Raw genomic sequence first — 22,511 nt, 5'->3', positions numbered from 1 at the left:
CAGGCGAAAAAAAGCCCCGCACACAGGCGGGGCTGAGAGCACAACAACTCAGGTCGGGCCGAGCATCAGGGGATGTTCACCCCGTGCTGGCCGCTCAGGGCCAGGTCCATCAGCTCGCGGTTGGCCACGGCGTACATGGCGTAGTCCGTGCCGGTGGCGGCGCGCAGTTCGGTGAGCATCACCTTCCAGCGCTCCACCAGCGGACGGTGCTGTTCCAGCCAGAGGGCGACGCGCTCGTCCATGTCCGCCGGGGCATCGGCCATCTGCAGCACGGAGATGGTGATCGCCCGCTGCTGACCGTCGAGGTCGTCGCGGAAGGCTTCGCGGGCCAGCGCCTGCCAGTTGTTCTCCACCGGCAGGCCGGTGATCTGCTGCAGGTACCAGGACAGGTCCAGCGCGCCGCCGATGGCGAAGTAGGCGGCGGCCACTTCGGCGGCGTCCTTGCCGGTGACGTCGGCGGCTTCGATGATCGGCAGCAGCGTGTACAGGTGGCTGGTGCCGGCGACGACGCGGGCCAGTTCCTCCGGTGCGCCGGCTTCGACATAGGCCTGGTAGCGGGCCAGCCACTGCTCGCGGGCCGGGCCTTCCAGCAGCTCGTCCAGGCGGCCGGCCAGTTCGGCGACGCGGGGGCCGAAGTGGCCGACGTCACGGGCGGCGTTCTGGTCTTCGCGGCGGCTGCGCAGGAACCAGCGGGTGGCGCGGCGGCCGAGGCGCATCAGCTCATCCATCAGGGTCAGCTGCAGCTCGGCGGGCACCTTGTAGTCCAGGGCCTCGATCTGCTTCCACCAGTGCGCCAGGCGGAACACGTCGCGCACCACCACGTAGGCACCGGCGACGTTGGCGGCGCTCATGCCGGTGGACTCCTTCAGGCGCTGCACGAAGGTGATACCCATGTGGTTGACCAGGTCGTTGGCGATCTGGGTGCTGATGATCTCGCGCTTCAGGCGGTGGCGGCGCATGGCCTCGCCGTACTTCTCGGCCAGCAGCGGCGGGAAGGCGGTCTCCATCTCGCGGGCGAGGTAGTCGTCGTCCGGCACCAGGGATTTGAGCAGCGATTCCTTGAGGTCGATCTTGCTGTAGGAGATCAGCACCGACAGCTCGGGACGGGTCAGCCCCTGGCCGTTGGCGAGGCGCTCGTTGAGTTCCTCGTCGCTGGGCAGGAATTCCAGGGCACGGTCCAACTTGCCGGCGGCCTCGAGGGCGGCGATCAGGCGCTTGTATTCGCCGATGCGCTCGCGGGCGCGGCGCTGGGCCAGAGACAGGGCCTGGGTCTGCTTGTAGTTGTTGCCGAGCACCAGGTTGGAGACGGCGTCGGTCATCTTCGCCAGCAGGGTGTTGCGCTGCTTGCCGGTCATGTCGCCGGCGCCGACGATCTCGCCCAGCAGGATCTTGATGTTCACCTCGTGGTCGGAGCAGTCCACGCCACCGGCGTTGTCGATGAAGTCGGTGTTGCTGGCGCCGCCGTTGAGGCCGAATTCCACGCGGCCGAGCTGGGTCATGCCGAGGTTGCCGCCCTCGCCCACCACCTTGGCCCGCAGTTCGCGACCGTCCACGCGCAGGGCGTCGTTGGCCTTGTCGCCGACGTCGGCGTGGCTTTCCTTGCTCGACTTCACGTAGGTGCCGATGCCGCCGTTCCAGATCAGGTCCACCGGGGCCTTGAGCAGGGCGTTGAGCAGCTCGGTGGGGGTCAGCTTGTCGGCCTGGATGTCGAAGCGCGCCTTCATCTGAGGGCTGATGGCGATGCTCTTGGCGCTGCGCAGGAAGATGCCGCCGCCTTCGGAGATCAGCTTGGTGTCGTAGTCGGCCCAGGAGGAACGCGGCAGGTCGAACATGCGCTTGCGCTCGACGAAGCTGCTGGCGGCGTCCGGGTTCGGGTCGATGAAGATGTGCATGTGGTTGAAGGCGGCCACCAGCTGCAGCTTGTCCGACAGCAGCATGCCGTTGCCGAACACGTCGCCGGCCATGTCGCCGATGCCGATGACGGTGAAGTTGTCCTTCTGCACGTCGATGCCGTGCTCGCGGAAGTGCCGCTGCACCGAGACCCAGCCGCCCTTGGCGGTGATGCCCATGCCCTTGTGGTCGTAGCCGGCGGAGCCGCCGGAGGCGAAGGCGTCGCCCAGCCAGAAGCCGTATTCCTGGGCGATGCCGTTGGCGATGTCGGAGAAGGTCGCGGTGCCCTTGTCGGCCGCCACCACCAGGTAGGGGTCGTCGGCGTCGTGGCGCACCACGTTGGCCGGCGGTACCACCTGGCCGTCCTTGAGGTTGTCGGTGATGTCCAGCAGGCCGCTGATGAAGATGCGGTAGCAGGCGATGGCCTCGGCCTGGATGTCGTCACGGCTGCCGCCCACCGGCAGGCGCCGGGGGATGAAGCCGCCCTTGGCGCCCATGGGCACGATGACGGCGTTCTTCACCTGCTGCGCCTTGACCAGGCCCAGCACTTCGGTACGGAAGTCTTCCTCGCGGTCGGACCAGCGCAGGCCGCCCCGGGCGACGTCGCCGAAGCGCAGGTGCACGCCTTCCACGCGCGGGCAGTAGACGAAGATCTCGAACTTGGGCACCGGACGCGGGATGTCGGGGATCAGCCGCGGGCTCAGCTTGAAGCTGAAGTAGCCCTTGTTCTGGCCGTTGGCGTCGGGCTGGTAGAAGTTGGTGCGCAGGGTTGCCTTGATCAGGTCGAGGTAGCGCCGCAGGATGCGGTCCTCGTTGAGCACGGCGACGTTGTCCAGTTCGCCGAGGATGGCCTGTTCGAGCTTCTGCTGCTTGTCTTCCAGGTCGTCGGCGGAGAGCTTGCGGGCCAGGTAGAAGCGGGTCTTGAACAGCCGCACCAGTTCCTTGGCGATGTTGGTGTGGTTGAGCAGGGTGCTGGCGATGTAGGACAGGTCGAAGCCCAGGCGGATCTGCTTCAGGTAGCGGGCGTAGGCACGCAGCAGGGCCACGTCGCGCCAGGGCATGGAGGCGGTCAGCACCAGGCGGTTGAAGGCGTCGTTCTCGGCGTCGCCGCCGACGATGTGGACGAAGGCGTCCTGCAGGGTGTCGTTGAGTTCCTGGATGTCCACCTCGACGCCGGCGGCGGCGGTGAAGGCGAAGTCGTGGATCCAGAATTCACGGCCATCCTGGCGGGTCAGGCGGTAGGGGAACTCGCCCAGCACGCGCAGGCCGAGGTTCTCCAGGATCGGCAGCACGTCGGACAGCGGCAGCGGCGTGTCGGCGTGGTAGAGCTTGCAGTGCAGCAGCTGCTCGCCCTGGGTCAGCGGCTGGTAGAAGCTCATCACCAGCTGGCGCTGCTCGGACAGGCTGTACAGGTGCTGCATGTCCACCACCGCCGAGTGCGCGGCGAAGCGCTCGCGGTAGCCGGCGGGGAAGCCTTTCGGGAAGTCGGCCAGCACGCGGGTGCCCTTGGCCTCGCCGAAGGTCTCGTTGATCAGGCTGGCGTAGTCGTCCTTCCAGGAACGGCAGGCCTGGATGACTTCCTTCTCCAGGCGCACGGGGTCGACCACGGCCTTGTTCTTCGGGTCCAGCCGCAGGATGAACTGCACGCGGGCCAGCACGGATTCGGAGAAGAAGGTCCAGAACTCGCAGTCGGTCGCCTGCAGGCGCTCCATGAGGATCTGCTGGATCTTCACCCGGGTCTCGGTGGAGTAGACGTCACGCGGGACGTAGGCCAGGGCGTAGGCGAAGCGGCCGTAGGGGTCGCGGCGCAGGAACAGGCGGATCTTGTTGCGCTCCTGCATCTGCACGATGGCCATGGCGGTGGCGAACAGGTCGTCCACCGGGGTCTGGAACAGGTCGTCGCGGGGCAGCACTTCCAGCACCTGGCCCAGTTCCTTGCCCAGGTGGGCACGGGGGTCGAAGCCGGAGCGGCGCTGGATCTCGGCGACCTTGCCACGGATGTAGGGGATGCGGGTGACGCTGTCGGCGTACACGGCGGAGGTGTACAGGCCCATGAAGCGGCATTCCTTGACCACCCGGCCCTTGGCGTCCAGCTCGCGGATGGAGACGAAGTCCGGGTAGGCGGGGCGGTGCACGCGGCTCGGCTCGGCGGCCTTGGCGAAGGACAGCAGCACCGGGCCGCGCAGGTAGTCGACGGCTTCACGCTCGACGTGCAGGTCGGCCTTGGTCAGGCCGGCACGGCGCAGGCGCGAGACGCCCAGCAGGGACTGCTCGTCATAGACCAGGTGGCCGCCGGCCTCGCCCTCGTCCACCACGGTGAACTCCTCGTAGCCGAGGAAGGTGAAGTTGTTGTCCACCAGCCAGTTCATGAAGACCTTCACCTCGGCCAGCTCGGCCGGGTCCACCTTCAGCTTGGCCTTGTCCAGCCAGGCCAGCAGTTCGCGGGCCTTGGCGGTCATGGGCTTGAAGTCGGCGACGGCGACGCGCACCTCGCCCAGCACTTCCTCCAGGGCCTTCTCCAGCGCCTTGAGGGCGGCGGGGGCGGCAACCCGGTCGATCTCCAGGAACATCAGCGATTCCTGCTGCACGTCCTTGCCCTGGGTGCCCTTGGGCAGCACTTCCTGCAGTGCGCCCTTCTTGTCGCGGCGCACGCTGAGCACGCTGTTCTGCAGGGTGTGGATGTTGTAGCCGCGGCGGTTCAGCTCCATGCGCACCGAGTCCACCAGGAAGGGGATGTCCGGGTGCAGCACTTCGACGGCGGTGTGGGTGGACTGCCAGCCGTGCTTCTCGTAATCCGGGTTGAACGCGCGGACCTGGGGCTTGGCGGGATCGAAGCGTTCCAGCAGGCGCCACGACGACAGGGTGCAGCCCACCAGGTCGGACAGGCGCCGCTGGGTGAGTTCGTCGAGGGCGATGATGCCGAAGAACTGATCGGCGAACAGGGTTACTTGTGGCAAGACCTGCTCGCTGACGTGCTGCGCCAGTGCCACCTGCAGTTGATGCTGGAAGTCGGCTTTGCTGGCCGCGGTGAAGAACGCCATGGTTGTGCTCCGCTTGGCTCTGTTGTTGGGGGTTAAGCGTAGAACGCTTATTCGCGCGGTGATGGATCAGGAGGAGATTCAGGCAGTGTGACGGGCCGGAACCGCTTGGGACCGGGCAGTCATCCTCGCGGACAGATTAAGGGCGGCACCCGGTGCGACGCTTTTAGTCCTGCGACATATTCGGTCAATCTCGGACAGCCGCCTTCAGCAAGCCGACATGGATCACGGAAGGAGGACGACACGAGCGCTTCGGAAGCGCCTACAGCGCGCCCACAGCGACAGGACCGGTGTGCCCCCTAGACTCGCCACTCCCCTTTCCCACCGGAGCACCTGCCATGTGCACCTGCCACGAACCCCACACCCCTGATCGTCCCGAGCGCCGGCGCTTCCTGCGCCTGGCCGGCATGACCGCCGCGGCCGTCGCCGCCGTGCCCCTGCTGAGCCAGACGGCCCTGGCCGCCGACCCGGCTGCGCCGCCGCCCAAGCCGCAGAACCGCCTGGCACCCGACGCGGCGCTGGAGCGCCTGATGCAGGGCAACCAGCGCTACGTGGAAGGCCTGACCCGCCGCCACGACTTCCTCACCGAGCGCGAGGCGCTGGTGTCGGCCCAGAACCCCTACGCGGCGGTGCTGAGCTGCGCCGATTCGCGCATCGCCCCGGAGTACGCCTTCGACACCGCGCGGGGCGACCTCTTCGCCGTGCGCGTGGCCGGCAACATCGTCAATGAAGACGGCCTGGCCAGCCTGGAATACGGCGTGGCCGTGCTCGGCATCCCGCTGCTGATGGTGCTGGGCCACGAAGGCTGCGGCGCCGTGGAGGCCGGCCTCAAGGTGGCCCGCGACGGTGCCCGCTACCCCGGCCACATCCAGGCCCTGGCGGCGGCCATCGCGCCGTCGGCGAAGGCGGTGCTCAAGCACGAGGGCAATACCCTGGACAACGCCATCGCGCAGAACGTGCGGGACAACCTCAAGCAGCTCACCGAGCGCTCCACCCTGCTGCGCGACGCCGTCGCCGAAGGCCGCCTGAAGGTGGTGGGCGGCGTCTACCGGCTGGCCAGCGGCCAGGTCGAACTGATCGCCTGAGCCCTGACGGGCCGGGCGCACAGCGCTCGGCCCGTCACGATTTCGACGCGCGCTCGCGTACTCGCCTAGGCCGCTGACCTCTGCTTGGATTAAAGTACCCCGCCTTCTCCGAGGGCCCAGGCTGCCCCCGTCCACCCCGAGCGAGCCCGACGATGGAACACCGCGATGCACTGGTCGCCCTGCGACAGTACCTTTCCACCCAGATTCTCGGTCAGGAAAAACTCATCGACCGGCTGCTGATCGCGCTGCTCGCCGACGGCCACCTGCTGGTGGAAGGCGCACCGGGCCTGGCCAAGACCAAGGCCATCAAGGACCTCGCCGAAGGCGTGGAGGCCGAGTTCCACCGCATCCAGTTCACCCCCGACCTGCTGCCCGCCGACATCACCGGCACCGAGATCTACCGCCCGGAGACCGGCAGCTTCGTGTTCCAGCAGGGGCCGATCTTCCACAACCTGGTGCTGGCCGACGAGATCAACCGCGCGCCGGCCAAGGTGCAATCCGCGCTGCTGGAAGCCATGGCCGAGCGCCAGGTGTCCATCGGCCGTTCCACCTACGACCTGCCGCCGCTGTTCCTGGTGATGGCGACCCAGAACCCCATCGAGCAGGAAGGCACCTACCCGCTGCCCGAGGCCCAGCTCGACCGCTTCCTCATGCACGTGAAGATCGGCTTCCCCGAGGCCTCGGTGGAACGCAAGATCCTCCAGCAGGCCCGTGGCGTCGCCCTCAACGGCGAGACCCGGCCCGAGCACCAGGTCAGCCAGCAGGCGATCTTCGCCGCGCGCAAGGAAATCCTCGGCCTGTACATGGCCGACGCCGTGGAGGAGTACCTGGTGCAGCTGGTGATGGCCACACGCACCCCGGCCAAGTTCGACGCCGAGCTGGCCGAGTGGCTGGCCTACGGTTCCAGCCCGCGCGGCTCCATCGCCCTGGACCGCTGCGCGCGGGCCCATGCGTGGATGGCCGGGCGCGACTTCGTCAGCCCCGAGGACATCCAGGCGGTGCTCTTCGATGCGCTGCGCCATCGCCTGATCCTCACCTTCGAGGCCGAGGCCGCGGGGATCGACCAGGACCGCGTGCTGCAACGCATCCTCGACGTGGTCGCCGTCGCCTGACGCCATGACCAGCCCGGCAGCCGTCCCCGGCGTGCAGGTCAGCCTCGCCGAGCTGATCGAGATCCGCCACCGCGTGCGCGAGGTGCAGCTGTTCTCCACGCCCTCGCGGCGCAGCCCGCTGATCGGCCTGCACCACTCCAAGCTGCGCGGGCGCGGGGTCGACTTCGACCAGGTGCGCGTGTACCAGCCGGGCGACGACGTGCGCACCATCGACTGGCGCGTCACCGCACGCACCCAGGAGCCCCACACCAAGCTGTTCCACGAGGAGCGCGAGCGCCCGGTGTTCATCGTCGTCGAACAGAGCCAGCGGCTGTTCTTCGGCTCCGGGCGGATGTTCAAGTCGGTGCTCGCCGCCCACGCCGCCAGCCTCATCGGCTGGGCCGCCCTGGGCCACAACGACCGCATCGGCGGGCTGGTCTTCAGCGACGCCGAGCACCACGAGATCAAGCCCCGCCGCAGCAAGCAGAGCCTGCTGCAACTGCTCAACCGCCTGGTGCGCGCCAACCAGGGCCTGGTCACCCCGCAGGCGACGCCCCGCGAAGGCTTCAGCCTGGCCCTGCGCCGCGCCCGCGAGGTGCTGCGCCCCGGCAGCCTGGTGGTGATCCTCTGTGACGAGCGCACCCTCTCGGACACCGCCGAGCAGCAACTGGCGCTGCTGGCCCGGCACACCGACCTGATCCTGCTGCCGCTGTCCGACCCCCTCGACCACGCGCTGCCGGCCGCCGGCCTGCTGCGCTTCAGCGAGCTGGGCGCCCAGCTGGAGCTGGACACCCACAACCCCGAGCTGCGCCAGGCCTACCGCGAACAGGGCGAGGCCCGCCGCGCCCGCTGGCAGCGCCTGGCCCTGCGCCTGGGGGTGCTGCTGCTACCGCTGTCCACCCAGGAAGAGATGGTCGACCAGTTGCGCGACCACCTGCAGCGCGGGGCGCGGCGATGAACCCGCTGGACCAGCTCGAACCCCTGATCGCCCCGCCGCCCGTGCCGTTCTGGCCCCCGGCGCCGGGCTGGTGGCTGCTCGCCGTGCTGCTGCCGCTGCTGGCCTGGGGCGCCTGGCGCCTGGCCCGGCGGCTGTCGCGGCAGCGCCAGGAGGCCGAGCAGGCCCAGCCTCTGGACCCGATGCGCGAGGCCGCGCTGCAGGAGCTGGCACAGCTGGCCAAGCCCTACGACGGCGCCCATGCCGGCCCCTGGCTGCAGCAGCTCAATGCGCTGCTCAAGCGCCTGTGCCGGCAGCGCTACCCCGACGCCCAGGTGCTGACCCTGAACGGCCGCGCCTGGCTGGCCTACCTGGACAACCGCTGCCCCGCCGCCGGCCTGACCCGCTGGATGGTGCTGGTGGAGGGCGCCTACCGCCCGCAGTGCAAACTCGACGACAAGGCCATCGCCGGCCTGCACCAGGCCGTCGAAACCTGGATTCGCAAGCATGTTTGAACTGGCCTGGCCCTGGATCTTCCTGCTGGCGCCGCTGCCCTGGCTGCTGCGGGTGCTGCTGCCGCCGGCCGACAGCGGCGAGGCGGCGCTGAAGGTGAGTTTCCTCGGCGAGCTGGAAACCCTGGCCGGGCGCCGCGCCCGCGCCAACCTGCCGGCCTGGCGCCAGCAGGCGCCCTTCGCCCTGCTCTGGCTGCTGCTGCTGTGCGCCGCCGCGCGCCCCGAGTGGGTCGGCGAGCCGCAGCCGCTGCCGGCCAGCGGCCGCGACCTGCTGGTGGCGGTGGATGTGTCCGGCTCCATGGATTACGCAGACATGCAGCTGGACGGCAAGCCGGTCAGCCGCCTGGCGCTGGTGCAACACCTGATGGGCGAGTTCATCGACGGCCGGGTGGGCGACCGCATCGGCCTGATCCTCTTCGGCAGCCAGGCCTACCTGCAGGCGCCGCTGACCTTCGACCGGCAGACCGTGCACGTGTGGCTGGACGAGGCGCTGATCGGCATCGCCGGCAAGAACACCGCCATCGGCGACGCCATCGGCCTGGCGGTGAAGCGCCTGCGCCAGCGCCCGGCCAACAGCCGCGTGCTGGTGCTGGTGACCGACGGCGCCAACACCGGCGGCCAGATCGAGCCCTTGACCGCCGCGCGCCTGGCCGCCGAGGAAGGCGTGAAGATCTACACCATCGGCATCGGCGCCGACCCCGAGCAGGGCGGCATGCTCGGCCTGTTCGGCCTCAACCCGGCGCTGGACCTGGACGAGCCCACACTGCGGCAGATCGCCGAGCAGACCGGCGGCCAGTACTTCCGCGCCCGCTCCAGCCAGGAGCTGACCGAGATCGAGCTGGCACTGGACACCCTCGAACCGGTGAGCCAGCTGCCCAGCCAGGCACGCCCGGCCCTGGCGCTGTACTGCTGGCCGCTGGGGCTGGCGTTGCTGCTGAGCCTGGTGCTGATCGCCCGTGAACTCTGGCCCGACCTGCCCCAGCAGGGGCTGGCCTGGGCCCGCAGCCGCTGGAGGCGTTCATGAGCGAACTCTGGCCCCACTGGTCGCGCCCGCTGTGGCTGCTGCTGTTGCCGCTGCTGCTGTGGCTGCTCTGGCAACTGCTGCACCGCGAACGCCGCACCGGCCGTTGGCAGCAGTTGCTGCCCCTGCACTTCCAGCCCTGGCTGCTGGGTGGCGGGCGCCAGCGCGGCAGCCGGCTGCCGTGGATCGCCCTCGGCCTGGCCTGGCTGCTGGGCCTGCTGGCGCTGCTCGGCCCCAGCTGGCAGCGGGTGGAGCAAAGCACCCAGAAGCGTGCCGACCCGCTGGTGGTGATTCTCGAACTGACCCCCTCGATGCTCGCCGGCGACGTGCCGCCCAGCCGTCTGGAGCACGCCAAGCGCAAGCTGCGCGACCTTTTGGATGCCCGCCGCGACGCGCAGACAGCCATCGTCGTCTACGCCGGCAGCGCCCACAGCCTGGTGCCGCTGTCGGACGACCTGATGACCGCCGGCAACCTGCTGGACGCCCTCAAGCCAGCGATCATGCCCGAGCCCGGCCAGCGCGCCGACCTGGCGGTGCAGAAAGCCCTGGCGCTGCTGGAACAGGGCGCGCGCGGCCAAGGCCGGCTGCTGCTGATCACCAATGGCCTCAGCGAGGCCGAGCGCAACGGTATCCGCAAGGCCCTCGGCTCGCGCAGCGGCCGCTTGTCGATCCTCGGCATCGGCACCGCCCAGGGCGCACCCATTGCCCAGGACAACGGTGGTTTCCTCAAGGACGCCCAAGGCGCCATCCTCCTGCCGCGCCTGGACGCTCCGGGGCTCAAGCGCTTCGCCAGCGACCTGGGCGGCAAGTACGCCACGGCCCGAGTGGATGAGCGCGACCTGCGCAACCTCGGCCTGCTCGGCGGGGCCACCACCCTGCGCGACAGCGGCGAAACCACCCGCCTGGAAGCCTGGGCCGACCAGGGCCACTGGCTGCTGCTACCGCTGCTGCTGATCGCCGCCTGCGCCGGCCGCCGGGGCTGGATCTTCTGCCTGCCGCTGTTCTTCGTGCTGCCCCGCCCGGCCCTGGCCTTCGAGCTGGACGACCTGTGGCTGCGGGCCGACCAGCAGGGCCAGCGCCTGCTGGAAGCGCAACAACCGGCAGAGGCCGCGCAGCGCTTCCAGGACCGTGCCTGGCAGGGCTATGCCCTCTACCAGGCCGGCCAGTACGGCGAGGCGGCGGAGCGCTTCGCCGCCGGCGACAGCGCCGCCGATCACTACAACCGGGGCAACGCCCTGGCCAAGGCCGAGCAACTGGAAGCCGCGCTGGATGCCTACGATTCGGCCCTGGAGCGCCAGCCCGACCTGCAGCCGGCACTGAAGAACAAGGCCCTGGTGGAGGAGCTGCTGAAGCAGCGCCAGGCCCAGGCCGAGCAGCCCCAGCCCACCTCGCCGCCACAGCAGCAACAGGCCGGCCAGGACGATGCCGCCCAGGACGCGCCCAAGGGTACGCCCCAGCCGGCGGAGCAGGACGCCAAGCCCGAATCCGGCCAGGATTCGCAGGCCGGCGCGGAAGCCGAACAGAAGAACGGCCAGGGCGCCGGCGGCCAGGACCAGCAGGCAGCCAACGCCCAGCCCACCGAACCGGACGGCGAGCCACAAGCGCTGGACAGCGAGCACGAGCCCCTGGGCGACGAACGCCGCCAGTCCCTGGAGCAGTGGCTGCGACAGATTCCCGACGACCCCGCCGAACTGCTGCGCCGCAAGTTCTGGTACGAACAGCAACGCCGCCAGGAAAACCAAGAATGAAGCGCCTGACCTGCGCCCTGATCCTCCTCCTGCTGGCCAGCCTCGCCCACGCCGCCGGCTTCACCGCCAGCGTCGACCGCACCCGCCTCAGCGAAGGCGAGACGGTGGAGCTGGTGCTGGAGTCCTCCGACCCGACGCTGTTCGGCAAGCCGGACCTGTCGCCGCTGGAGTCGCTGTTCGATGTGCTCGGCACCCGCCAGATCAACCGCCTGAGCACCCTCAACGGCCAGAGCAACCGCGCCACCCGCTGGATCGTCACCCTGCAGCCGAAGCAGACCGGCTATGTGGTCATCCCGCCGCTGAAGCTGGGCGAGGCCGAGACCCAGCCGATCCCGCTGCACATCCAGAAGAACGACCCCAACGCGGACTCCGGCAAGCTGGCGCCGGTGTTCATCGACGCCAGCCTGGACCAGGAAAGCGTCTACGTGCAGGCCCAGGCGATCCTCACCCTGCGCATCTACCACTCGGTCTCGCTGTACGACGACAGCAGCCTGACGCCGCTGCAGATGGCCGACGCGCGCATCGAGCAGCTGGGTGAGCCGCGCACCTACGAGAAGGAGATCAACGGCGTGCGCCACGGGGTGATCGAGCTGCGCTACGCGATCTTCCCGCAGAAGAGCGGCCAGCTGATGATCCCCTCCCAGGTGTTCAGCGCGACCCTGGCCGAACGCAGCAGCCAGGACGCCTACCAGCCCTTCGGGCCGCGCCCGGGCCGCCTGACGCGGGTCAGCTCGCCGCAGATCCCCCTGGCGGTGAAGCCGCGCCCGGCGGACTACCCGGCCGATGCGCCGTGGCTGCCGGCGCGCAACCTGACCCTGGTGGAGGCCTGGAGCCCGGAGCCGGACAAGGCGCGGGTCGGCGACTCCCTGACCCGCAGCCTGATGGTGAAGACCGAAGGGCTCTCCAGCGCGCAGATCCCGGCGCTGCCGGCCACCAGCGCCAATGACCTGCGCCGCTACCCGGACCAGCCCCAGCTGGCCAACGAGGTGGGCGAACGCGGGGTGACCGGCAGCCGCGAGGAACGCGAGGCGCTGGTGCCCACGGCGGCCGGGCGCATCGAGCTGCCGGCGGTGGACGTGGTGTGGTGGAACACCCGGGACGACCGCCTGGAGCACAGCCGCCTGCCGGCCCGCACCCTGGAGGTGGCGGTGAACCCGGCGATGGAACCGGAGGCCCCGGTGGAAACACCCGGTGCCGACCAGCCGGCCCCGGCCGGTGCGCCGCTGTGGCCCTGGCAGCTGGCGACGCTGATCCTGGCGCTGACCACCCTGCTGGGCTTCGGCCTGTGGTGGCATGCCCGCCGCCAGCCGGCGATCCTGCCGACGGTGCAGACCGGGCCGAGCCCGCGCACGCTGCTGGACGACCTCAAGCGCGCCTGCCAGGCCAACGACCCGCAGGCGACCCGCCAGGCGCTGGATGCCTGGGCACGCCAGCAGCCGGAAACCCTGGCAGAGATGGCGGCGCGCTTCGTGCCCCTGTCGGATGCGATGGACGGTCTGAACGGCGCGCTCTACAGCGAGAGCGGCCAGCACTGGCAGGGCGAGGACCTGTGGAAGGCGATCCGCGCGCTGCCGGCGCGCCAGGTGCAGCAGCAGGCCACGGCCAGCGCGCTGCCGCCGCTGTACCCGCACTGATGCGCTGAAGGGCTACTGGGCGGCGGCCTTGTCGTCCAGCAGCGGCGTGTCGAGGGTCTTGGAGGGGCCGCCGAGGACGTTCTCGGCGATGCCGACGAAGTCCGCCGTGGCGACCTTGTCCAGGCGCATCAGCCCGCGCACCACGTCATCGAGGGAGTGAGCGCCCTTGCTGCTCTTGCGGATCTCTTCGTCCAGGTCCTGCAGCAGCAGCACGGCGCGGGCGGTGGTCGGCCCGGTGCAATGCTCGCCGCGCAGGTTGGTGATCTTGCGGCTCCAGTGCTTCAGGTTGGCGCGCACCTTGTGGTAGCGGTCCTCGCTGAGCCCGCCGGCGCGGCGCATCAGTTCGATGGCGTAGTACTCGGCGATGCCTTCGCTGATCCAGTCGCTGCGCTCGGTGTCCTGGATGCGGGTGAACACGTGCACCAGTTCGTGCACCAGGGAGCTGGTGCCGTTCTCGCTGACCAGCGGGCGGTCGGCGTGCATGAAGAAGGAGTTGGGGCCGGACAGCCCGCCGCGCCACATGGGGTCGCCGGCACCGACGATCAGCAGCTTGCCGGGGTCGCGGGGGAACACCGCCTGGGCGTGGGGCCAGACGAAGGTCAGCAGGGTGAGGATGTCCATCCGCCGCATGCCCTCGCCCACCGGGGCACTGATGGTGACATCGGTGTTGCCCAGTTCGGTGCGGCGGCTGCCGAGCTTGCCGGCGATGATCCAGCCGGTGGGGCGGTCGAACACGCGCTCGGCGTTGTCGACGCGGAAGCGGTTCTTGCCGACGCGGGTCCAGCCGGTTTCCACGGAGGTCCAGCCCTTGGGCAGTTCGAACTGGATGCGCGCGGCTAGGTCGGTGCCTTCCACCACGTCGGCCCGGGCTGGGGGCACCAGGTCGTCGCCGCGCAGCAGGGCCCAGTCGGGGGTCATCCGCGCATCGAAGGTGCCGTCGCCGCGGTCGTGGGTGATGCGCACGCGGTAGCTGAGGGTGGCCTTGCCCGCTGCGGGTTGCCAGGTGCCTCGGCCGGCGCCCTCCTGCTGCCACTGGCCGTCGGCCTTGAAGTCGCTGTAGTAGCCCTTGTCGCCCAGGTCGAAGCTGAGGCGGCGGACCTTCTCGCCCTCCTCCACCACCAGCTGGACTTCGGCCTGGTCGCTGTCGGGCAGGAAGCGAACCTTGTAGTCGATGTCGGTGCGCTTGGCCGCCAGCAGCGGGGCACTGAACAGCAGGGCAGTGGCGGACAGCAGCAGGGTGGCGCGGTGGGACATGGCGGGCTTCCTCGTGGCGATTTCCCTATGACGCGGCGAACGGCAATTCGATCCCTTGGGGTGCGCTAGCCGGCGCGGAAGATCATGTAGTCCTCCCAGTCGTCCTCGGCCACCTTGGTCTCGCTGACCATGCGCCCGGACTGGGAAATGCCGGCGTTGTGCACCGCCTCGGGGTCGCCGCAGACCAACGGGTGCCAGGGCGGCAGGTCCTTGCCCTCGGCCACCAGGCGGTAGCCGCAGGTGGGCGGCAGCCAGCGGAACTCGTCGGCCTGGGCCGGGGTGAGCTGGATGCAGTCGGGCACGAAGTCGCGGCGGTTGGGGTAGTTGGTGCAGCGGCAGGTCTTGAGGTCGAGCAGCTTGCAGGCGATGCGGGTGTAGTACACCGCGCCGTCGTCTTCGTCCTCGAGCTTCTGCAGGCAGCATAGGCCGCAGCCGTCACACAGGGACTCCCACTCCTCCTGATCGAGTTGAGCGAGGGTCTTGCGCTTCCAGAAGGGTTCGACTTTGGCGGCCATGGCGATCTGACTGGGTAAAGGGGCGCGGTAGTCTAGTCGCGCCGACGGTGCCGGCCAAGCACCGCCGCCACGGGAGCGACCGGTAGCGCGGTGTAAGGAAAATCGTTCGCACTATCTCCCAGCAGCGCCGCCCCGGCGGTGGATCGATGAAGCGTAATCCGCCCGACACACCTGCCTGACGTAGCCCGGGCTTCAGCCCGGGAGTGGAGCCCGCCATGGGATTGATGGCCTCCGCCTCCGCGTGGGTCGATGAAGCGCGACCCACCCTACACGAGCCATGGCAAGGGCCCCGTAGGATGCGGTGAGCTGTGCGAACCGCATCGAATCCGGGCCGCCTAGGCAATGATGGGCTTCGCACAGCTCAGCCCATCCTACGTTCCGGCGGATTCCCCCCACGCTCGGGGTCAATAGCCGCGCTGGAAGTCCACTTCGCCGCGCAGCGGTTGGCCTTGCTGGAAGCGGGTGAGGTTGTCGGTGAACAGCCTGATCAGCGGCTCGGCCAAGGTGGGGGCGGAGCTGTGGCCGGTGAGCAGCAGGCGCGGGGCGCGCCAGAAGGGGTGCTCGCCCGGCAGCGGTTCCTGGCGGCAGACGTCGATGACGGCGCCGGCCAGTTCGTTGGCTTCGAGGGCTGCGACCAGGTCGTGGTCCACCACTGCAACGCCACGCCCGGCATTGATGAAGAGCGCCGTGGGCTGCATGCGCTGGAACAGCGCGCGGTCGTAGAGGTCCTGGGTGGCGGGGGTGTCCGGCAGCAGGTTCACCACGCAGTCGGCCCAGCCGACCTGTTCGGGCAGGGCCTCGAGGCCGGCGACCTCGGCAAAGGGCTCCAGCGGACGCGGCTGGCGGGCGATGCCGCGCAGCTCGACACCGAAGGGGGCGAGGAAGCGCCCGACGCTGCTACCGATGTCCCCGGCGCCCACCACCAGCACGCGCCGCCCGGCCAGGCTGTGGGGCAGCCGACCATCCCAGCGCCCTTCCACCTGGCTCGCCAGGCGCGCCAGCAGTGCGCGCTCATGGGCCAGCAGGTAGGTCAGCACGTACTCGGCCATCACCTGGCCGAAGATGCCGACGGCACGGGTGAGCCGGTACTGGCGCGGCAGGCCTTCGGCCAGCAGCGGGGTGATGCCGGCCCAGGTGGACTGCGCCCATTCAGGCCGGAGCCCCCGGCGCAGCAGCTCGGCGAGGCGATCCGGGCTGCCCAGCCACACCGGGCAGTCGGCGGCCAGGCGGGCCAGTTCGTCAGGCGAATCTGCAGCCAGCAGCTCCAACTCGGGGGCGAGCTCGCTCAGCAGTTCGGCGTGGCGGACGTGGTTGGAGTCGGCGAGGAGAACGCGCATCAGACCGGGTCGTTCATGCGCAGGAGTTCTTCGGGCAGGTGCTCGATGTACTCCTCTTCACCCGGCGGCATCTGCAGGTGGTAGCCCTGCTTCTCGATGTTCTCCAGCACCTTGTGGATGTCCTCGCGCGCCAGCTGGCGTTCGGGGCTGAGGACCAGGTCGAAGGTGTGCCGGGGAGCGCCGAAGGCGGCCAGCAGGCCTTCGGGCACGCGGCTGAGGGCTTCGGCCTTGTCGACGTAGAGGTACATCTCGTTCTTGCGGGGGCTCTTGTAGATCGAGCAGATGCGTTTCATCAGGCGGTCTCTCCGGCCAGGACGTCCAGCAGGGCCTGGCCCATCAGTTCGCGGCGCCAGCCACGCAGGCCTGCGGGCAGCTGGTAGGGGCCGTTGGGGAAACCGCTCTTGATGAGGGCTTCGAGGTGTTTCTTGCGCAGCATCAGCTCGGGGGCGATGCCCAGGCGCTCGGCCTGGGCCTGGCCGACGGCGCGCAGCTTCTTGAGCAGGCCGTTGACCTCGGCGGGCAGCGGCTCGGGCAATGCCTCGGGCCATTCGGCGGGCGGCAGTTCGGCCGCGTCGCGGATCAGCTTGAGCAGGGTGTTGCCGTCCTGGCGGACGGTGCGCGGGTGCATGTCTTCGATGCGCGACAGGGCAACCAGGTTGTCCGGCTGGAAACGCGCCATGGGCCACAGGGCGTGCTCGCGGATGATGCGGTTGCGCGGCTGGTCGCGGCGCCGGGCCTCGGCCTCGCGCCAGGCGTAGAGGGCGCGGAGCACGGCCAGTTGCTGGCGGGACAGCTTCCAACCGAGCTTGGACTCGCGGTACAGCGTCTGGGGGTCGGTCTCGCGGCGCAGGTTGGCCACCAGTTCGGCGCCGTCTTCGAGGATCCAGGCGCGCTTGGTGGCGTCGAGACGCTGGTCGAGGATGCGGTAGATCTCGGCCAGGTGCACGGCGTCCTCGGCGGCGTAGCGCTCCTGCATCTCGGTGAGCGGGCGCTGCAGCCAGTCGGAGCGGGTCTCTTCCTTGGGCAGGTCGATGCCGAGCACGGCGTTCACCAGGCGCGAGTAGCCCATGGAGTAGCCGATGCCGAGGTAGCCGGCGGCGAGCTGGGTGTCGAGCAGCGGCTGCGGCAGGCTGCCGGTGAGGCGCAGGAAGACTTCGAGGTCTTCGCCGCAGGCATGCAGCACCTTGGTGACGGCGGTGTCTTCGAGCAGGGCGGCGAAGGGGCGCCAGTCCTGGATCAGCAGGGGGTCGATGAGCCAGGCCGTCTCGCCGTCGCCGACCTGAACCAGGCCGGCCTTGGGGTAGAAGGTGTCGACACGCATGAACTCGGTGTCCAGCGCGACGAAACTCAGTCGGCGCCAGCGTTCGCAGTGGGAGGCCAGTTCGGCGTCGTCGCGAATCCAGTGAAAATCGATGGCCACAAGGCTCTCCTCGGTTCAGAGGCGCGAAGTATATATCGCAACCCCGGCGCCGCCCCACCCGGCCCGGCGGGCGGGCGGCAGCCGGCTCAGACGAGCAGGCTGCGCAGGCACTCCACCAGGGCCGGCGAACTGGGCTGCATGGGCTCGCGCAGCTCATCGCGGATCAGCCCGCGCAGGGCCAGCAGGCTCTTCACCGGTGCGGGGTTGGGCTCGGCAAAGGCCAGTTCGATCAGGGGTTGCAGGCTGTGCGCGAGGGCCCGGGCACGGGCCAGGTCGCCCCGCTGCACGCAAGCGGCCATCTCGACGAAGCGCTCGGTGTGGTGGTGGGCGGAGGCGGCGATGGCGCCACTGCCGCCCAGGCAGAGGGTGGTGAACACCTGGTTGTCTTCGCCGGCCAGCACGGCCAGTTGCCCGTCGGCGATCAGGGCCTGGGTCTTGCCGGTGTCGCCGCCGCAATCCTTGAGGGCGACGATGCGGGGATGGCGGGCGAGCTGGCGCAGGGTGTCGAGGGCCAGGGTGGCGCCAGTGCGGTAGGGGATGTCGTAGAGGATCACCGGCAGCCGGGAGGCGTCGGCGATGCGGCTGAACCAGCTGAGCAGGCCGGCCTGGGAGGGGCGGATGTAGTAAGGCGCCGGAACCAGCACGCCGCCGATGGGACGCTGCTGGATGGCGTCGAGCATGCCCAGGACGTCGTTGAGGTTGTTGCCGGCCAGGCCCATCACCAGGCGTTCGCCGGGCACGACCTCAAGCAGGGCATCCAGCACGGCGAGGCGCTCGTCGCGGCTGAGGGCGGCGGCTTCACCGGTGCTGCCGCAGGCGACCAGGCCGGCCGCTCCGGCATCCAGCAGGTGCCGGGCGAGGCGTTGCAGGGCGGGCAGGTCGAGTTCGCCGTCGGCGAAGGGGGTCACCAGGGCGACCCAGACTCCAGAAAACGCGGGCATTGCTTCACTCCTTCAGGCTGACCGTCTGTCGTCGCCGTCGGAGGGGTACAGGGATGCGGGAGTGAGAGAGGGTTCGACCTTCGCGCCTGCTGTCCTGTCAGCCCATCTGACGGGACAGCGCGCCCCGGTCAAATGAGCGGCTGTTTCTTGACCTTGCTCGCGGCGACGCCAAGCGCAAGCGCCGGCAGGGCCGGTACGAAAGCGCGGGAGAAGGCGTGGGCGGGCATGGTCGGGCTCAGGTTGCAGATTGCGAGGGGCTGGATACTGCGGGGAACGGTGGAGGGCTGTCAACGCCGATGAGCGTCCGCCCTCCTCCGCCTGGTCTCAGTAGCTGCCGCCGGCTTCCTGGCAGAGCTGCTTGGCGAGCATGCCGAGGGTCATGATGGCGCGCTCGGCTTCGCGGTTCCACGGGATGCCGCAGTTCAGGCGCACGCAGTGGTTGAACTGCTCGGTGTTACTGAAGATCAGCCCCGGGGCGATGCTGATGCCCTGCTGCAGCGCGCGGACGTGCAGGTCCTTGGTGTTGACCTTGGCCGGCAGGCTGATCCAGAGGATGAAACCGCCGTTGGGCCGGGTCATCTGGGTGCCGTCGGGGAAGTACTGCTGCACCCCCAGCTGGAAGGCGGTGAGGTTCTTGCGGTACTCCTGGCGGATGTAGCGCAGGTGCCGGTCGTAGCCGCCGTTCTCCAGGTAGGCGGCGACCCCCATCTGGGTGACGCTGCAGGCGGAGTGGGTGGTGAAGGTCTGCAGGCGCTGGATTTCGTCCTGGTACTTGCCGGCGACTATCCAGCCGATCCGCACGCCGGGCGAGAGGGTCTTGGAGAAGCTGGAGCAGTAGATCACCCGGCCGTCACGGTCACTGGCCTTGAGGGATTTGGAGGGGCCTTGCTCGAACATGAGCTCGCCGTAGATGTCGTCCTCGACGATCTGGATGTCGAAGTCCGATGCCAGGCGCAGCAGCTGCTTCTGCCGCTCTTCGGGCACGGTACCGCCCAGCGGGTTGCTGAGGCGCGAGGTGAGCACCAGGGCCTTGATGGGCCATTGGTTGGCGGCCAGTTGCAGGGCTTCGAGGCTGATGCCGGTGGTGGGGTCGCTGGGGATCTCGATCACCTTGAGCCCGAGCAGGTCCGCCAGTTGCAGCAGGCCGTAGTAGGTGGGCGATTCGGTGGCGATCAGGTCGCCGGGGCGGGTCAGCACCCGCAGGCTCATCTGGATGGCGTCGACGCAGCCATGGGTGATGACCACTTCGGACGGGTCGACCACCACGCCGGCATCGCGCATGCGGATCGCCACCTGGCGGCGCAGCGGTTCGAAACCGGGGCTGAACATGTAGCTGAAGGCGCGCGGGCTGTGGAAGCGGGTGACCTTGGCCAGTTGCTGATGCAGGGCGCGCACGGGGAGGTAGTCCACGTGGGGCACGGCGGCGCCGAGGGGGAACACGCCCTCGCGGCGGGATTCGGTGAGCACCTGGTTGATGATGCTGGCGCGGGTGACCAGGCCGGGGCGTTCGACCCGGGCGATGTCGGGGGTCGAGGCGGTGAGCGCGGGGGTCTGGTGGACGTAGAAGCCGGACTGCGGCCGCGCGCGGATCAGGCCCTGGTCTTCCAGGTTGGCGTACGCCTGCAGCACGGTAGCGTGGCTGACGTTGAGCTGGGCGCTGAGCTTGCGCACCGAGGGCACCCGTTCGCCGGGCTGGTACACGCCACGCCGGATGTCTTCGGCCAGTTGCTGGGCGATGCGTTGGTAAAGCAGCAGATTGGTCATGGCGGCGGCACCTGTCTCACTGGACCGTAACAGTACCGAAGCGAGACGGGATTGCACCGGTACAGTCCGCAAAATTGTGGACCATACAGTGAAATTTGCCAGGGACTGTACCGCCACAGTGACCGACGGTTGCGCCTCGTTGCGCAAGTGCCCCGTTGCAAACCCGAGCTGTATGGGTGCGAGGCGTGGCGAGCGGGCATGAAAAAACCCCGGGGCCGCGAGGCCGCCGGGGTTCCTGTGGAGGCGCGGGGGCGATCAGCGGGCTTCGCCGAGGTTGCCCTTTTCGTCGGAGATGACGATCTCGACGCGGCGGTTCTGCGCGCGGCCGCTGTTGGAGGCGTTCTCCGCGATGGGGAAGGCTTCGCCATAGGCCTTCACCTCGATGCGCTTGGCGTCGACCCCGAGGTCGGTGAGCACGTCGGCCACCGCCTGGGCGCGGTCACGGGACAGGGCGAGGTTCTCCTCGCGGGTGCCGCTGCTGTCGGTGTAGCCCTCGATGCGCACGGTGCGGCGCGGGTTGATCTGCAGGAACTGCACGAGCTTGAGCACGGTGCGGTTGGCCCGGCCCTTCAGCTCGGAGCGGCCGGTGTCGAACAGCACGTCGCCCAGGGTCATCACCAGGCCGCGATCGGTCTCGGTGGCGGCGAGGGCGACCATCTGCTCCTCGAGCCAGTTGCCCTTCTGCTGCGCGCTGAGCAGCTTGGCTTCGCGCAGGGATTGCTGGAGGCGCTCCTGCTCGCCCTGCAGTCGCACGGCGCGCTCCTGGTCGCGGGCCAGTTCGCTGTGCTGGGTGGCGATCTGGCTGTAGCGCTGGCTGAGGAAGGCATAGTGCTCGACGTCGCCGTCGTTGCCCCAGTAGGTGGCGAGGCGCTCGGCGCGGGCCAGGGATTCCCCGGCGCGGATCACGTCCTTGGGTGCACTGGCCAGTACCTGGGGGTCTTCCTTCACCTGCTGGAAGCGGTTGCGGGCTTCATCCAGGCTCTGCTCGGCCTGGCGCGAGGAGGCGCAGCCGCCGAGCAACAGGAGCGCGGCGACGAGGCCGCCCATGGCGATACGCGGGGTCATTCCAGGTCCCCCAGTTGCTTGCGCAGGCGATTGATGCGGGCGGTCAGGTCGTTGAGCTGGGCCTTGCTCTTCTGGGTCAGCACCAAGGATTCGGCGAGGCGGGCGTCCAGTTCGGCCTGCTCGGCGAAGAAGCGTGCGCGCTTGTAGTCCTGCTCGCCCATGTTCTTCTGGGCGCGGGCCAGCTTCTCTTCAGCCAGTTTCATCTCGGGGATCTGGTCGGCGCTTGCGCCGACGGCACGGGCCTGGGCCACGGCCTGCTCGGAGAGGCGCATCTGCTCGACGGGGGCGGGATCGTTGGCGCAGCCGGACAGGGCAAGAAGTGCCAGGCCGGCGGCCAGTATGCGGTGTTCGATCACTGGGGTTTCCTACGGTTTCGGGGCCGTGGCGGGCTGTACCTGCTGGGTCCGCCACCGCTCGAGATTGCGTTGCAGCAGGGCCTGCGGCACCCCTGCGGCGACCAATTCTGTCATCTTTTTCGCCAGTTGTCCGCGCAGCCAGGGGTCGTTGCAGGCGGAGTTGTAAGAGAGCGTGAGGTACAGCCCTTCGCTGGCGATAGGTGGTTCCAGCACTTCCAGGTCATGGGTGATGCCGAGGGTTTCCGCCAGGGCGACGCCGGGGTAGTGCTCGTAGAGGACGAATTCGGTGCGCTCCAGCAGCAGCTTCTGGAAGGCCTGGGTGACACTGGGGACTTCTTCGAGGGTGAGGTTGTCGCGGGCGAAGTGGTCGAAGTCCTGGCCGAAACTGTTGTTCACCAGGGTGCCACCGGTACGCCCCTTGAGGTCGTCACGTCCCTGGAAGGGGAACGCGCGGCCGTGCTTGACCCAGACCACGCTGGGCGTGTCCAGGAAGGCGGGGTGGATGTAGTCCATCGTTTCCAGCCGCGGCAGGGTGAGGAAGGCCCCGGCGATGAGGTCGACCCGACCGGTGCGCACTTCGTCCTGCGCGCGGGACCAGGGGCCGGTATAGAGGACGTCGATCTTCACGCCGATTTCTTCGCCGATGCGGTGCAGCAGGTCGGCATTGGCGCCGACCAGCAGCTTGGGGTTCTGTGGGTCGCGCCACAGGTAGGGCGGGTACTCGGGGTTTCCCGTGGCCACCAGGCGCTCGCACTTCTTGGCCGCCAGGGCGAGGGTCGGCACCAGCAGGCTGGCGATCAGCAACGGAGCGAGGAAGAGACGTCTGTACATCATGGAGTCCCAGTACTGGAGCTTGGTTGGGAAGACGCCGGCCGTGTCACTGCACGACCATAACGCCGTGCTAGC

At 69.2% G+C, this 22,511-nt stretch carries 18 protein-coding genes; 7 read left to right on the top strand and 11 right to left on the bottom strand.

Annotated features, from left to right (window positions below):
• Positions 1–65 precede the first annotated feature (65 nt).
• Positions 66–4,931, bottom strand: a complete 4,866-nt coding sequence (locus FBY21_RS28495; protein ID WP_044412226.1) for an NAD-glutamate dehydrogenase — start codon at positions 4,929–4,931, stop codon at positions 66–68.
• A gap of 335 nt (positions 4,932–5,266) precedes the next feature.
• Here FBY21_RS28495 and FBY21_RS28490 point away from each other — a divergent pair, with 335 nt between their 5' ends.
• The 7 genes from FBY21_RS28490 to FBY21_RS28460 all read left to right on the top strand — a co-directional run bounded on the left by FBY21_RS28490 (position 5,267) and on the right by FBY21_RS28460 (position 12,953).
• Positions 5,267–6,013 (top strand): carbonic anhydrase, encoded by a 747-nt coding sequence (locus FBY21_RS28490; protein WP_142015807.1) that lies wholly within the window; start codon positions 5,267–5,269, stop codon positions 6,011–6,013.
• A gap of 152 nt (positions 6,014–6,165) precedes the next feature.
• Positions 6,166–7,125: an AAA family ATPase gene (locus tag FBY21_RS28485; RefSeq protein ID WP_044412232.1), complete on the top strand. Its 960-nt coding sequence runs from the start codon at positions 6,166–6,168 to the stop codon at positions 7,123–7,125.
• A 4-nt stretch (positions 7,126–7,129) separates the two neighbouring features.
• A complete protein-coding gene (locus tag FBY21_RS28480; protein ID WP_044412235.1) occupies positions 7,130–8,062 on the top strand; it encodes a DUF58 domain-containing protein in 933 nt (310 codons plus the stop codon).
• Positions 8,059–8,553: a DUF4381 domain-containing protein gene (locus FBY21_RS28475; RefSeq protein ID WP_142015803.1), complete on the top strand. Its 495-nt coding sequence runs from the start codon at positions 8,059–8,061 to the stop codon at positions 8,551–8,553. The genes FBY21_RS28480 and FBY21_RS28475 overlap by 4 nt, the downstream gene beginning before the upstream one ends.
• Entirely contained in the window at positions 8,546–9,574 is a 1,029-nt protein-coding gene (locus FBY21_RS28470) for a vWA domain-containing protein (RefSeq protein ID WP_074970177.1), read from the top strand. The genes FBY21_RS28475 and FBY21_RS28470 overlap by 8 nt, the downstream gene beginning before the upstream one ends.
• A complete protein-coding gene (locus FBY21_RS28465) occupies positions 9,571–11,319 on the top strand; it encodes a VWA domain-containing protein (protein ID WP_142015800.1) in 1,749 nt (582 codons plus the stop codon). Before FBY21_RS28470 ends, FBY21_RS28465 begins: the two co-directional genes overlap by 4 nt.
• Positions 11,316–12,953 (top strand): BatD family protein, encoded by a 1,638-nt coding sequence (locus FBY21_RS28460; protein ID WP_107329385.1) that lies wholly within the window; start codon positions 11,316–11,318, stop codon positions 12,951–12,953. The genes FBY21_RS28465 and FBY21_RS28460 overlap by 4 nt, the downstream gene beginning before the upstream one ends.
• A 12-nt stretch (positions 12,954–12,965) precedes the next feature.
• Here the strand turns inward: FBY21_RS28460 and FBY21_RS28455 are convergent, their stop codons facing one another.
• The 10 genes from FBY21_RS28455 to FBY21_RS28410 all read right to left on the bottom strand — a co-directional run bounded on the left by FBY21_RS28455 (position 12,966) and on the right by FBY21_RS28410 (position 22,436).
• Positions 12,966–14,207, bottom strand: a complete 1,242-nt coding sequence (locus FBY21_RS28455) for a hypothetical protein (protein WP_232104212.1) — start codon at positions 14,205–14,207, stop codon at positions 12,966–12,968.
• A 65-nt stretch (positions 14,208–14,272) separates the two neighbouring features.
• Positions 14,273–14,722, bottom strand: a complete 450-nt coding sequence (locus FBY21_RS28450; protein WP_074970169.1) for a YcgN family cysteine cluster protein — start codon at positions 14,720–14,722, stop codon at positions 14,273–14,275.
• A 404-nt stretch (positions 14,723–15,126) separates the two neighbouring features.
• Entirely contained in the window at positions 15,127–16,059 is a 933-nt protein-coding gene (locus tag FBY21_RS28445; RefSeq protein ID WP_142015795.1) for a D-2-hydroxyacid dehydrogenase, read from the bottom strand.
• On the bottom strand, positions 16,059–16,352 hold the full coding sequence (locus FBY21_RS28440) for a YcgL domain-containing protein (RefSeq protein WP_044412257.1): 294 nt from the start codon (positions 16,350–16,352) through the stop codon (positions 16,059–16,061). Before FBY21_RS28440 ends, FBY21_RS28445 begins: the two co-directional genes overlap by 1 nt.
• Positions 16,352–17,479 carry a ribonuclease D gene (rnd, locus tag FBY21_RS28435; protein WP_142015790.1) on the bottom strand — a complete coding sequence of 376 codons (1,128 nt, stop codon included), beginning with the start codon at positions 17,477–17,479 and terminating at the stop codon, positions 16,352–16,354. The genes FBY21_RS28440 and rnd overlap by 1 nt, the downstream gene beginning before the upstream one ends.
• An 86-nt stretch (positions 17,480–17,565) precedes the next feature.
• Positions 17,566–18,420 (bottom strand): 4-hydroxy-tetrahydrodipicolinate synthase, encoded by an 855-nt coding sequence (dapA, locus tag FBY21_RS28430; protein ID WP_142015786.1) that lies wholly within the window; start codon positions 18,418–18,420, stop codon positions 17,566–17,568.
• Positions 18,421–18,744: 324 nt separating this feature from the next.
• The gene (locus FBY21_RS28425) at positions 18,745–20,184 is read right to left on the bottom strand and encodes a PLP-dependent aminotransferase family protein (RefSeq protein WP_044412266.1); all 1,440 of its coding nucleotides are present in this window, start codon (positions 20,182–20,184) and stop codon (positions 18,745–18,747) included.
• Positions 20,185–20,439: 255 nt separating this feature from the next.
• On the bottom strand, positions 20,440–21,249 hold the full coding sequence (locus FBY21_RS28420) for an OmpA family protein (protein WP_074970161.1): 810 nt from the start codon (positions 21,247–21,249) through the stop codon (positions 20,440–20,442).
• The gene (locus tag FBY21_RS28415; protein WP_044412618.1) at positions 21,246–21,575 is read right to left on the bottom strand and encodes a DUF4398 domain-containing protein; all 330 of its coding nucleotides are present in this window, start codon (positions 21,573–21,575) and stop codon (positions 21,246–21,248) included. Before FBY21_RS28415 ends, FBY21_RS28420 begins: the two co-directional genes overlap by 4 nt.
• 39 nt (positions 21,576–21,614) lie before the next feature.
• Complete coding sequence (locus FBY21_RS28410; protein WP_107329394.1) at positions 21,615–22,436, bottom strand: substrate-binding periplasmic protein; 822 nt, start codon at positions 22,434–22,436, stop codon at positions 21,615–21,617.
• Positions 22,437–22,511 lie beyond the last annotated feature (75 nt).

The organism is Pseudomonas sp. SLBN-26, from assembly GCF_006715895.1.
Lineage (GTDB): Bacteria > Pseudomonadota > Gammaproteobacteria > Pseudomonadales > Pseudomonadaceae > Metapseudomonas > Metapseudomonas otitidis.
This window is presented reverse-complemented; position numbering and strand designations above follow the sequence as displayed.